Raw genomic sequence first — 12,063 nt, forward strand, 5'->3', positions numbered from 1 at the left:
CATTAACAATGCCATGAGCGCGACGAGCGGCATYCAACCGTCCGARCTGGGCTTTTTCGCGGCGGTGGCCACGGCGGGCAGCCTGAGCGCGGCGGCGCGGGATCTKGGGATCTCGACGGCGGCGGTCAGCAAGCGGCTGGCCCAGATGGAGGCGCGCATCGGCATGCCGCTGCTGACGCGGACCACGCGCCGGATGGGGCTGACGCCCGAGGGGGAGGTGTTCCTGGAGCACGCGCGGCGCATCCTGGGYGAGATCGACGACCTGAGCCAGTTGCTGACCAGCGCCAAGGGGCGGCCGAGCGGCCTGCTGCGCGTGAACGCCACGCTGGGCTTTGGCCGCATGCATGTGGCGCCGGTCATCGCCGAGTACAGCCGGACCTACCCCGATGTCGATGTGCAGCTCCAGCTGTCGGCGGATCCGCCGCCGCTGACGGAGGATGCCTTCGATGTCTGCGTGCGGTTCGGGGAGCCGCCCGACGCGCGGATCATCGCCAAATTCCTGGCCCCGAACCGGCGCCTGCTGTGCGCCTCGCCCAAATACCTGCGCGAGCACGGCGTCCCGGCCACGCCGGGGGATCTGGCGCGGCACAACTGCATCGGCATCCGGCAGGGCAGCGATGCCTACGGGGTGTGGCGGCTGACCTCGGGCAAGGGCGCCAAGCAGCGCACCGAGGCGATCCATGTGCGTGGCAATTTGACGACCAATGACGGCGAAATCGCCGTGCAGTGGGCGCTGGAGGGCCATGGCATCGTGATGCGCGCCGAATGGGATATCGAGCGCTACCTGCGCAGCGGGCGGCTGGTGCAGGTGTTGCCGCACTACGCCACCCCCGAGGCGAACATCTATGCCGTCTACCAGCAACGGCACCAGTTGTCGTCGCGCATCCGCCTGTTCGTGGAGTTCCTCGGCTCGAAGTTCAGCGAGTTTGGAACCTGATCAGGCTTRCTTGACTACTCGATCGATGCCCGCAGGCTGCTCAACCGGTCCAGCGCCTGGCGCAATTCGGCGGTCAGTTCGGCGACCAGCGCGCCGGCGGGCAGGGCGCGGGCGAGCGGTACGGCCTGGCCGGCCCATTGTGCGGCGAACTCGCTGACACCCTTGGCCTTGGCGGCGGCGTGCAGGGCCTTGCCGGCGTCGTAGGTGACGGGATAGTCGGGAATCGCGGGGGYGCCCGGCGCCACGCCGAGGGCGGTGAAGCGGCTGGTGAAGCCCCGCGCGGCGCGGCCGGAAATCGCCCGCGTCAGCGTGGTGGCGCGCGGCTCGGCGGCGGTCAGGGCGGCGCGGTAGGCGGCGTCTGCCGATGATTCATCGCACGCCACGAAGGCGGTGCCCAGTTGCGCGGCCTGCGCGCCCAGTGCCAGCGCGGCGGCAATGCCGGCGCCGTCCATGATGCCGCCGGCGGCGATCACCGGCAGGCTGGTACGCGTCACCAGCACCCGCACCAGCGCCAGCGTGCCCAGTCCTTCGTCATCGCCCTCCGGATCGAACACGCCACGGTGCCCGCCGGCCTCGATGCCTTGCGCGATGATGCCGTCGATGCCCGCCGCCTCGATCTGGCGCGCCTCCCGCAGCGAGGTGGCGCTGGCCAGCAGGAGGATGCCGGCGGCCCGCAGCGCATCGATCTTCTCCTGCGCCGGCAGCCCGAAATGGAAACTGACGACCGCCGGCTTTTCTTCCAGCAGCATCTGATACATCGCCTCGTCGGCCACGAAGCTCTTGTAGATCTCGCGCAGGCCGGCAGGCGGCGTGGCGCCGAATTCGGCGAACTGCGGCGTCAGGTATTGCAGCCAGGCGGCCTCCCGCGCCGCATCGGCCTGGGCCGGGGCGTGGCAGAACAGGTTGATATGGAAGGGCTTGGCGGTCAGCGCGCGGGTCTCGCGGATGACCTTGCGGGCGCCTTCGGCGTCCATCGCCCCAACGCCGAGCGAGCCCAGGCCGCCGGCTTCGGACACGGCGGCGGCCATGGCCGGCGTGCTGACGCCAGCCATCGGCGCCTGGATGATCGGCGTGGCGAGGTTGAGGAGGGAAACCAGATTGCGGGCGGCGGTGTTCATGGCTGGGCTTCAGGTTAGGTGGGCGATGAAGGGGATGGGCCTTGCTGCAGTTCCCGCAGGAACGCCGTGTAGGCCGAGGTGGCGAAGCCGGCGCGCTTCACCAGGAAAGTGTGGACGGTGCGGACCGGCACGGTCTGGAGGTGGGCCATTTCGCGATGCACCGCCAGCAGCGAGCGCGGCACGATGCCCACCGCCGACCCGGCGGCCACATAGGCCAGGATGGCGTGGTAGGACGGCAGGTCGATCACCGAGAGCCGGCGGCGCATGTCGTCGCCCGCCTGCTCCAGCCAGTCTTCGGCACATTGGCGGTAGGTGCAGCCGCGCGCGAAGGCGGCCAGTTGGTGCAGCGTGACGTCCTGCGGCTGGCGCACCGGCGGGTGCGTGGCGGGCAGCACCAGCACCAGTTCCTCGGTTTGCAGGTAGGTGCCGTCGAGSCCGTCGCCCATTTCGGTCAGGTCGATGTCGGCTGGCGCGCCCGTGCCCGGATGTGCCACCACGGCGCAGTCGAGCCGATGGCCGAGCACGGCATCGACCAGCGCCTGCGAGGTGCCCGTGGTCAGCTTCAACGCCACGTCCGGCCAGCGCGCGTGGAAGGCGCCGAGCGGGCGGGGCAGCAGCGTGGCCGCCGAGCTTTCCATCGAACCAAGCCGCAGCGGGCCGCTTGGCGCATCCGTGCGCATCGACTGCCGCGCCTCGTCGGCCAGCGCCAGCAGGCGGTCGGCATAGTCGAGCAGGCGGAGGCCTTCCGGGGTGAGCAACATCTTCTTGCTATCGCGCTGGAACAGGCTGACGCCGAGGCTCTCCTCGAGCTGCTTCACGCGGGTGGTCACGTTCGACTGCACCCGGTCGAGCCGCTTGGCGGCGCGTGTGATGCTTTGCTCACGCGCCACCGCCCGGAAGATCTCTAATTCTGCCAGTTCCACGATTTACGTTCTTCAAAYAAGAATGAAAGTAGATGAAGTATCGTGAATGAAGAACGTCAAGTCAAGGGAATGACTKGGGGTAACCAGCCGCTTAGTGGCCGGCGCTCTGGCCGCCATCGACGTGCAGGATCTCGCCCGTCACGAACGAGGCGCTTTCCAGGAACAGCACGGCTTCGGCGATATCGCCCATTTCGCCCATATGGCCCACCGGGTGCAGTGCGCCGAGTGCCTCATGGGTTTCCGGCGCATGCATCGGGGACTTGATGATGCCGGGCGACACGGCGTTCACGCGGATGCCGGTCTTGGCGTACTCGATGGCCAGGGACTTGGTGGCGGCGTTGATGCCACCCTTGGTCAGCGAGGCCAGCACCGACGGCACGCCGGCGATGGCGTGATCGACCAGGCTGGTGGTGATGCTGACCACGTGGCCGCTGCGCTGCTTTTCCATCTCGGCGATGGCCAGCTGGGTGATGTGGAAGAAGCCGGACAGGTTCACGTTGGTCACGGCGGCGTAGTCCTGCGCGGTGTACTGCGTGAACGGCTTGGCGACGAAGATGCCGGCGTTGTTGACCAGCGAGTCGATGCGGCCGAAGGCTTCCAGCGCCGTGGCCACCACGCGGCGGGCGGTGTCGGGGTCGCCGATGTCGCCGGGGACGATGGCGATATCGGGATCGTCGGTCGGCTTGATATTGCGCGCCGTGGCCACCACGCGGTAGCCGCGTGCACGGTAGGCCTTGACCAATTCGGCGCCGATGCCTTGGGATGCGCCAGTCACGATGACAACTTTTTGCGAGGACATTTCAGATTCTCCTGGTAGGGGTTCGGCGTGTTTGCCTTGGGCTCAAATCTAGTGGAGCCGGCCCCAACGAAGAAGGCATCGCCCACATCAACAGTTTTGCGTGGCGGGAACAAGTCGGGAGGACGGGCGGTGGAAGGCAAAAAAAACGCGCGCCGGCGGGGAGCCGGACGCGCGCGCTTAGGGGAGCTTAGGGGAGCTTAGGGGGAGCTTAGGAGATCGAACTACTTGATGTCTGGCGCTGGGCGTTTAGCGCTTAGCGCTTGTCCACGTCCAGCACGGCCTGGGCGAACGCCACCGGCGCTTCCTGCGGCAGGTTGTGGCCGATGCCGCCGGTCAGGTCGCGGTGCTCATAGCGGCCCGTGAACTTGCTGGCATAGGCGCTGGGCTTGGGGTGGGGCGCGCCGTTGGCGTCGCCTTCCATGGTGATGGTCGGGATGCTGATGGTCGGCGCGGTGGCCAGGCGCTTCTCGAGATCGTCGAACTTCGGCTCGCCCTTGACCAGGTCCTGCCGCCAGCGGTAGTTGTGGATGGTGATGGCCACGTGGTCSGGGTTGTCGAAGGCGGTGGCGCTGCGGTTGAAGGTGGCATCGTCGAAATCCCACTTCGGCGACGCCAGCTTCCAGATCAGCTTGGCGAAGTCGTGCGTGTACTTCTGGTAGCCGGCCGCGCCACGGTCCGTGGCGAAGTAGAACTGGTACCACCATTGCAGCTCGGCTTCGGGCGGCAGCGGCACCTTGCCCGCCGCCTGGCTACCGATCAGGTAGCCGCTGACCGAGACCAGGCCCCGGCAACGGTCCGGCCACAGTGCGGCCATGATGTCGGCGGTACGCGCGCCCCAGTCGAAGCCGGCGACGACGGCGGTCTGGATCTTGAGGGCGTCCATCAGCGCGATCATGTCGGCGGCAATCGCCGACGGCTGGCCGTTGCGCATGGTGTCCGGCGAGAGGAAAGTGGTCGTCCCGTTGCCGCGCAGGTAGGGCATGATCACCCGGTAGCCRCGCGAGGCCAGCAGCGGCGCCACATCGACAAAGGCGTAGATGTCGTACGGCCAGCCGTGCAGCAGCAGGGCCACGGGGCCATTGGCCGGGCCGGCTTCGGCGTAGCCCACGTTGAGCACGCCGGCCTGGATCTGCTTGAGCGGAGCGAAGCTGGTGTGGCTGCCCGGCTTGGAGGCCGGCAGCGCGGCGGCCTTGGTGATGGCGGACTGCGCCTGTGCGGCCTGCGACAGCGTCAGTTGCGCGGCGGCCAGCGTTGCGGCGGCGGCGCCCAGGAAACCACGACGGGGCAAATCGATTTTTTCCGACATATTGTTCCTCTCTCCTCGGGTCAGTGATGAACTGACACGAAGTCTATGAGGCCATGGCAAGTGCCATGTGTCGGAATGCACGGTTTTTGTATCGCTGTGTATATGGCGATGCCTGACTGACACGCGGATGCAGAAACCGGGGCTCCCCTAGAGCCGTCGATGGGCGAAATGCCCGCGCCGGGCCCCGGCCATCAGGGTGGCGAACTGCTCGGTGCTCATGTGCACTACCTCGTCGCGATCCCCGGCTTCGAAGTAGACATCGGGATGGGTCATCAGGCTGTCATCGAGCCAGGTCTGCGTGCCGTAGGCCATGCCGACCGGGGGCAGCGCGCCAGGGTCGCAGTCCCGGAACACCTCGTGCACGCCTTCCGTACGCGCCCGGGCCARCTGGCGRCCGGTCTGTTCGCAGATTTCCGAGAGTTTCAGGTGATGGGTGGCGGGGATCACGGCGGCGAGGTAGCCCCGGTTGTCCTCCAGCAGCACCGTGCGGGCCAGCCGGTCGCCGGGAATCGATATCGGCCGGGCTGGCGCCGCGCCATCGGGGCTGCCGTGCCGGTGCACGGTCTCGAACTCGCTCTGCGTCTTGCTCAGGCACCTTGCGAGGGCGGTGGACATGGTCATGAGGGCAACCTCCGAGCGTGGGGCGCTACAGTTGTCTGGAGTACGGGAACTATAGGACAAGCGCCTGACGGCATTTGGTTGGGGCTAACCCGAGCATGGCGGGGGGCGGGGAGGTGACCCGGGTGGCCCATAGCAAGCCGCTATCGCGACGATTGCAATCGTCACATTTGGTTGACGGCGGCTCTCAACTATATTTTGTGTGCGGCAGGCTTGCCGAGGCAGGCCCACGTGGAAGCGTCGACGCGGAAAGACTAGAACTAGCGTTGGGTACCCCCCAAAGGAGATCGCATGTCTTACGAAAAGTGTCCCTTCAACCATGCCGCCGGAGGCGGCACCACCAACAAGGACTGGTGGCCACAGCAGTTGCGGCTGGATCTGCTCAGCCAGCACTCGGACAAGTCCAATCCCCTGGACAAGAGCTTCAACTATGCCGAGGCGTTCAAGACCCTCGACCTCGCCGCGGTCAAGAAAGACCTGACGGCACTGATGACCGACTCGCAGGACTGGTGGCCGGCGGACTTCGGTCACTACGGCGGGTTGTTCATCCGCATGGCCTGGCACAGCGCCGGCACCTACCGCATCGGCGATGGCCGGGGGGGTGGCGGGCGCGGCCAGCAACGGTTCGCCCCGCTCAACAGCTGGCCGGACAACGTGAGCCTGGACAAGGCGCGCCGGCTGCTCTGGCCGATCAAGCAGAAGTACGGGCAGAAGCTTTCCTGGGCGGACCTGATGATCCTGTCCGGCAACGTCGCCCTGGAAAGCATGGGATTCAAGACCTTCGGCTTCGCCGGGGGCCGCGAAGATACCTGGGAACCGGACCAGGACGTGTATTGGGGGAATGAAAAGACCTGGCTGGGCGGCGAAGTCCGCTATGGCAAGGGCGCGGCGGGCAAGGATGACGATGGTGGCGTACTGGTGGCTGACGTCGAGAAGCACGGCCAGGAATCCAGCCGGACCGATCCCGGCCGCTACCTCGAGAATCCGCTCGGCGCGGTGCAGATGGGCCTGATCTATGTCAATCCGGAAGGGCCCGACGGCAATCCGGACCCCATCGCCGCCGCGTATGACATCCGCGATACCTTCGGCCGGATGGCCATGGATGACGAGGAAACCGTGGCGCTGATCGCCGGYGGCCACAGCTTCGGCAAGACCCACGGCGCCGCGCACCCCGAGAACGTGGGCGACGAACCGGAGTCCGCCGAACTGGAACTGCAGGGTTTGGGCTGGCGCAACAAGTTCGGCACTGGCTGCGGCCCGGACACCATCACCAGCGGCCTGGAAGTCACCTGGTCGAATACGCCGACGCAGTGGGGGAACAGCTTCTTCGAGAACCTCTTCAACTTCGAATACGAGCTGACCAAGAGCCCGGCCGGCGCCAATCAGTGGATCGCCAAGGACGCACCGGAGTCGGTGCCGCACGCCTATGACCCGGCCAAGAAGCTCAAGCCGACGATGCTGACCACGGACCTGTCGCTGCGCTTCGACCCCATCTACGAGAAGATCTCGCGGCGCTTCAAGGACGACCCGCAGGCGTTTGCCGATGCCTTCGCCCGTGCGTGGTTCAAGCTGACCCACCGCGACATGGGCCCGCGCGCGCGCTATCTCGGCCCGGAAGTTCCGGCCGAGGAACTGCTCTGGCAGGACCCGATCCCGCCGGTGGACCATCCGCTGGTCAATGACCAGGATGTGGCGGGGCTCAAGCAGAAGATCCTGGCTTCGGGGCTGTCGGTCTCGGAACTGGTGTCCACGGCCTGGGCGTCGGCGTCGACCTTCCGCGGTTCGGACAAGCGCGGCGGGGCCAACGGGGCGCGCATCCGCCTGGCGCCGCAGAAGGACTGGACGGCCAACAATCCGGATCAACTCGGCAAGGTGCTGAAGACGCTGGAAGGCATCCAGAGCGCGTTCAACGGTGCGCAGTCGGGCGGCAAGAAGATCTCGATGGCGGACCTGATCGTGCTGGCGGGCGGCGCCGGCATCGAGAAGGCGGCGGAAGCTGGCGGCCAGAAACTGACCGTGCCATTCACGCCGGGCCGCATGGATGCGTCGCAGGACAAGACCGACGTCCAGTCGGTGGGCGCCCTGGAGCCGAAGGCCGATGGCTTCCGCAACTACCTCGACGCGAAGGTGCAAGCACCGGCCGAAGCCATGCTGATCGACAAGGCGCAACTGCTGACCCTCACCGCCCCGGAAATGACGGCGCTGGTCGGCGGCCTGCGCGTGTTGAAGGTGCAGAGCGGCAAGGATGCCCACGGCGTGTTCACCGATCGCCCGGAAACGCTGACCAACGACTTCTTCCGCAACCTGCTCGATATGGGCGTGCAGTGGAAGCCGGTGTCACGGAATGTGTTCGAGGGTAGCGACAAGTCCGGCAAGGTCCGCTGGACCGGCACGCGCGTGGATCTGGTGTTCGGCTCGCACTCGCAGCTGCGGGCGCTGGCCGAGGTCTACGCCAGTGAAGACGGCAAGGAGAAGTTCGCCAAGGACTTCGTGGCGGCGTGGGTCAAGGTGATGAACCTGGACCGGTTTGACCTGAAGAAGTAAGGGGGGAAGGGCGCCGGACGAAGGGTCCGGCGCCCCCGCCTCAGGCTGCCACGCCCACGGCAAGCCCCATCGATTCCGCCACCGCCGGCGTATTCGCCGCCTCGGCACCATCGACATCAAGCCACTGGCTGACCGCCCCCCGTACCGTCTGTGCCAGCGCCTGCTTGCGGCGCCAGGCGGAACGCTTCTTCGAGGCGATTTCGGCGATGTCGCGCTCGGGCTGCCGCACGGGGATCTCGATATTGCCGGCGGCGTCTGGCGTGCCGTGGTACTCCATCCAGAATCCCTCGTAGTCGCACTGGATCTCGCGCGGCGTATGGCGCTGGCGGCCGACGTGATTCGCCCGGGACACCGCCGTCACGCGGCGCGCGCCGATATGGCCGGCGAAGGCCAGCAGCGCTTCCATGACCACGTCCTTGGGGCGCAGGCCCTCGCAGGCGCGCGTGGCAATGCGGATGCGCTCCCGGGCGGTCTCGCCCATCGTGCCCTGCAGGCCGCCGATGAACACCTCGGGGCCGGCCGGGCCCTGGCGCAGGTAGAAACTCAGTTGGGCGAGGCAGATGCCGGCTTCCTGGTCGATCCAGTAGAACGCCAGTTCGCCTTCCTTGGGATTGGGACCGGGATCGGCCAGGCGCAGCTGGTAGCCGCCGTCCGCCGAGGTCCAGGTCAGGCCGCCTGACATATAGATACGGTCGCAGACGCAGGCCGGCACCATCGCGGCCATGACGGCGTAGTGCTCGATCATCAGCCGGGCGCGCTCGTAGAAACACAGGCCCAGCGCGCCGAGCGGGCGGAACGGCTTCTCCAGCACCAACGGCCGGGCCGTGGCCACCCGTTGCAGCAGCACGCAGGACGCCGCTGCGCCCAACCACAGGCGGGCGGCATTGCCACGCGTGGCCGCCACGGCCAGCAGCCGCAGRCGTCGAGACAGCCACTTTCGGCTGCCCGACGGGTAACAGATCGACGACACCGAGGCCACGGCAGTCAAATATTTCAGATACCGGGCCGGAAAATGCTCAAAACGTCCCGCTGCGTCGGCTTGGGAAAGCCCCCGCAAGGTCAAAAATGTTGCTTGCACGACTTAACGCTCCCCTGATTCACGCGCCGTTCCTTCGATGGGAACTGGCTGCGCATATGGCTTCCCTGTCCGCAACGCCCAAAATGAGCGCCAGGTATGGCTAGCCCGTCACTTTTTTCTTGTCGTGCGGGGTGTGCAGGCCRGCTCGTAATATTTCGTAACGCTTTGAAATATTGCCGGTTGACAGGGGGATACCCGGGGGATGCCTTCTTTTGGGGAATACCTCCGGCAATCCTCCTTCGGGGGGATGTGTCGCTTAAGACATAAATCGGACACACAGCGTTAAAATCCTCGCCGCCGCGCATGCCAGCATAGGGATGCCGGGGGGTCCAAGACATCGAAAAATCAAAAGCAATTTTTGGGGAAATCCATGAAGAGGATGGGAAATCTGGTGGCCTGCGTCATGCTGGCCGGGGTTCTGGCCGCCTGTGGTGGCGGTGATGGGGATGGCGGCAGCGCGCTGAACGTCAGCGCCACAGGCAGCCAGACGCAGGGCACCAGCGTCGGCGCGGGGGGAAGCACCACGCTGAACGTGCAGTCGAGCGACTTTATTCGTCTGCAAACCAGCCAGCCGGTGCGCTGGCAGGCAGTGMTCACGAGCGACAAGACGACGGTCACCAACCAGGTGCTGACCGAGACCCAGTGGTCCGGCAATCTGRTCAGCCCCACGGGCGACGCCATCACCCTGACGGCGACGCAGGTCAGCGATCCRTCCAAGGTGTTCACGCTGAAGATCGCCGTGGCGCCGCAGCGCTACAACGGCGTGGCGTACAAGGTGGGCGAGGTGGCGACGTTTGCGGAGACGCAAGTCCGCTTCAACGGCACCACGACGACCGAGAACCTGGCCTACACCATCGCCTCCGTGAGCAACGGGCGGGCGATGATCACCAGCGCCGACGCCATCACGAACGCGCCCGACACCAGCTACGTGCAGGACCTGGATCGCAACCGCCTGTCGCGCACGTACACCAACGGCAATGTGTGCACGTATTCGCCCAAACGCACGCTCTATGAGCTGCCGCTCTACGTCGGCAAGACCTGGACCGGCGCGTGGGACTACGCTTGCCAGATGGGTTACACCGAAAAGGGCGCGGTGGTCGGCAAGGTGGAAACGTATGAAAGCATCACGACGCCGGCTGGCACGTTCAACGCGCTGCGTCTCGCTTTCACGATCACGTACACCAACTCGAACGACACCCAGCTGCCCAATGGCGCCGCGGGCAACGCCACCTACAAGGAGACGATCCTGGGCTGGTGGGCGCCGGACCTGGGCCGCRTCGTCAAGTGGCAGTCGAACTATTCCTATGCAACGGGTTTCGCAAATCCGACGTATATGACGACGTACACGCAGACGCTGACCAGCCTCCGTTGATCGCTCGCTGACGAAGCACAAAGTAGTAGGGCTCCCCGCAACGGGGAGCCTGATCACCGCCCGGGGATTCTCAGGTAGCCTATGCCGGGCACACCTGCCCGCCTGACCGCCCACGCCATGCCCACCGCCATCCGCAACGCGCTTGTCTGGATCTTCGATGCATTCGAGCGGGATCCCACCTACGTCTGCAAACGGATGTTTGGCAGCGATGCCGCCTACATCGACGGGAACCTGTGCTTGATCGCGGCGGATCGCGACGACCCGTGGAACGGGCTGCTGGTTTGCACCTCCCACGAGCACCACGCCGCGCTGATCGCGGACATGCCGGCCTTGCGGCCGCACCCGGTGCTAGGCAAATGGCTGTATGTGCCCCAGACCGATCCGGCGTTCGAGGAAGCTGCCGAATGGCTGGTGGCACGCGTGTTCGAACGGGATGCACGCGTGGGCGTAGAGCCGAAGCCCTCCCGGCGGCGGAAGGGATCGATGCTGCCGAAGAACGGTTAGGGGAGGTCTCACGATACCGAACGGATCGTGCCGCCGTCGACGCGGATCGTGGCGCCGYTGACATAGTCGGCGTATCGGCTGCASAGGTAGGCGACGGCGGCGGCGATCTCCTCGGGGCGGCCCAGGCGCCCGACATCGTTGGGCACCATGTCGCGGACGCAGCCCCGCTCGATCTCTTCCCAGCTGTCTCCCCAGCCGTGGTGCGGCGCGATCGATTCGAGCAGGCTTTTGACCGCCGGCACAAGGATGGCCCCGGGGGCGACGATGTTCGACGTCACACCGGTACGCTTCAGTTCGCGAGCCAGCGATACCGCGAGGTTATGGCGCGCGGCGAGCGACGCGTTGTAGTCCGGCAGGCCGGCCCCCGGTTGGCCCGCCAGGCCGCCGCCGATCTGGATCACGCGCCCCCAGCCGCGCTCGCGCATCGCGGGGACGAACCGCTGGATCATCCGCACGGCGGACAGGACATTAGCCTCGAAGGTCTCGGTCCATTGGTCGGGCACGGCAGTCGTCCAGTTCAAATGCTGGTAGCGGCCCGCGTTGTTGACCAGGATGTCGACAGGGCCGCCTTTGCGGACCTGCGTGGCGACGGCATCGGCGCCGGCATCGGTGGAAAGGTCGCCCAGGGCCAACCCGGCCATCCCGCCGCTGGCCTCGATCTCCGCGATCACCGCATCCGCCCGCTCCCGGTTCCTGCCGTGCACGATCACGGTCGCCCCTTCAGCGGCCAGCATCTTTGCTATCGCTTCACCGATCCCTGCGGTTGCGCCCGTTACCAGGGCGCGTTTTCCCTTGATTTGCAAATCCATCATCCACTCCAGTGGGCTAAAGTTCTACAAGTGTATAATTTTGTTTCGTGAAAGT

The 12,063-nt window shown here is 66.3% G+C and carries 11 protein-coding genes; 4 read left to right on the forward strand and 7 right to left on the reverse strand.

All coding sequences use genetic code 11. The annotated features are described in order from the left end of the window. Positions 1 to 13 precede the first annotated feature (13 nt). A complete protein-coding gene (locus tag AB4Z27_RS21545; protein WP_144195318.1) occupies positions 14 to 937 on the forward strand; it encodes a LysR family transcriptional regulator in 924 nt (307 codons plus the stop codon). A gap of 14 nt (positions 938 to 951) precedes the next feature. Here AB4Z27_RS21545 and AB4Z27_RS21550 read toward each other — a convergent pair whose 3' ends face one another. The 5 genes from AB4Z27_RS21550 to AB4Z27_RS21570 form a co-directional block, all read right to left on the reverse strand. Then, positions 952 to 2,055, reverse strand: coding sequence for an NAD(P)H-dependent flavin oxidoreductase (locus AB4Z27_RS21550; RefSeq protein WP_441645225.1), 1,104 nt, complete (start codon positions 2,053 to 2,055; stop codon positions 952 to 954). A gap of 14 nt (positions 2,056 to 2,069) precedes the next feature. Next, positions 2,070 to 2,978 (reverse strand): LysR substrate-binding domain-containing protein, encoded by a 909-nt coding sequence (locus tag AB4Z27_RS21555; RefSeq protein WP_441645226.1) that lies wholly within the window; start codon positions 2,976 to 2,978, stop codon positions 2,070 to 2,072. A 91-nt stretch (positions 2,979 to 3,069) separates the two neighbouring features. Further along, positions 3,070 to 3,777, reverse strand: a complete 708-nt coding sequence (locus tag AB4Z27_RS21560) for an SDR family NAD(P)-dependent oxidoreductase (RefSeq protein WP_441590956.1) — start codon at positions 3,775 to 3,777, stop codon at positions 3,070 to 3,072. 253 nt (positions 3,778 to 4,030) lie between these two features. After that, positions 4,031 to 5,083: an alpha/beta fold hydrolase gene (locus tag AB4Z27_RS21565; RefSeq protein WP_441590954.1), complete on the reverse strand. Its 1,053-nt coding sequence runs from the start codon at positions 5,081 to 5,083 to the stop codon at positions 4,031 to 4,033. Between the two features lie 147 nt (positions 5,084 to 5,230). Continuing rightward, the gene (locus tag AB4Z27_RS21570; protein ID WP_092301238.1) at positions 5,231 to 5,704 is read right to left on the reverse strand and encodes an aminoacyl-tRNA deacylase; all 474 of its coding nucleotides are present in this window, start codon (positions 5,702 to 5,704) and stop codon (positions 5,231 to 5,233) included. Between the two features lie 288 nt (positions 5,705 to 5,992). On the opposite strand from AB4Z27_RS21570, the gene katG reads away from it, so the two are divergent. Next, positions 5,993 to 8,245, forward strand: coding sequence for a catalase/peroxidase HPI (gene katG / locus AB4Z27_RS21575; protein ID WP_092301241.1), 2,253 nt, complete (start codon positions 5,993 to 5,995; stop codon positions 8,243 to 8,245). Positions 8,246 to 8,285: 40 nt separating this feature from the next. Here katG and AB4Z27_RS21580 read toward each other — a convergent pair whose 3' ends face one another. After that, positions 8,286 to 9,224 (reverse strand): VirK/YbjX family protein, encoded by a 939-nt coding sequence (locus AB4Z27_RS21580; RefSeq protein ID WP_092301331.1) that lies wholly within the window; start codon positions 9,222 to 9,224, stop codon positions 8,286 to 8,288. Positions 9,225 to 9,693: 469 nt separating this feature from the next. Here AB4Z27_RS21580 and AB4Z27_RS21585 point away from each other — a divergent pair, with 469 nt between their 5' ends. Together AB4Z27_RS21585 and AB4Z27_RS21590 are read left to right on the forward strand one after the other, a co-directional pair. Beyond that, positions 9,694 to 10,695, forward strand: coding sequence for a hypothetical protein (locus AB4Z27_RS21585; RefSeq protein WP_441645227.1), 1,002 nt, complete (start codon positions 9,694 to 9,696; stop codon positions 10,693 to 10,695). Between the two features lie 117 nt (positions 10,696 to 10,812). After that, positions 10,813 to 11,199, forward strand: a complete 387-nt coding sequence (locus AB4Z27_RS21590) for a hypothetical protein (RefSeq protein ID WP_092301334.1) — start codon at positions 10,813 to 10,815, stop codon at positions 11,197 to 11,199. An 8-nt stretch (positions 11,200 to 11,207) separates the two neighbouring features. Here AB4Z27_RS21590 and AB4Z27_RS21595 read toward each other — a convergent pair whose 3' ends face one another. After that, complete coding sequence (locus AB4Z27_RS21595) at positions 11,208 to 12,011, reverse strand: SDR family NAD(P)-dependent oxidoreductase (RefSeq protein WP_441645228.1); 804 nt, start codon at positions 12,009 to 12,011, stop codon at positions 11,208 to 11,210. Between the last annotated feature and the right edge of the window lie 52 nt (positions 12,012 to 12,063).

It is taken from the genome of Cupriavidus sp. KB_39 (assembly GCF_052114485.1).
In the GTDB taxonomy this organism is placed as follows: Bacteria; Pseudomonadota; Gammaproteobacteria; order Burkholderiales; family Burkholderiaceae; genus Cupriavidus.

What these genes read in the sequence shown, in the direction of transcription:
- AB4Z27_RS21560 (WP_441590956.1), bottom strand. Translation starts at nt 3,777, where the DNA reads ATGTCCTCGCAAAAAGTTGTCATCGTGACTGGCGCATCCCAAGGCATC.
- AB4Z27_RS21590 (WP_092301334.1), top strand. Translation starts at nt 10,813, where the DNA reads ATGCCCACCGCCATCCGCAACGCGCTTGTCTGGATCTTCGATGCATTC.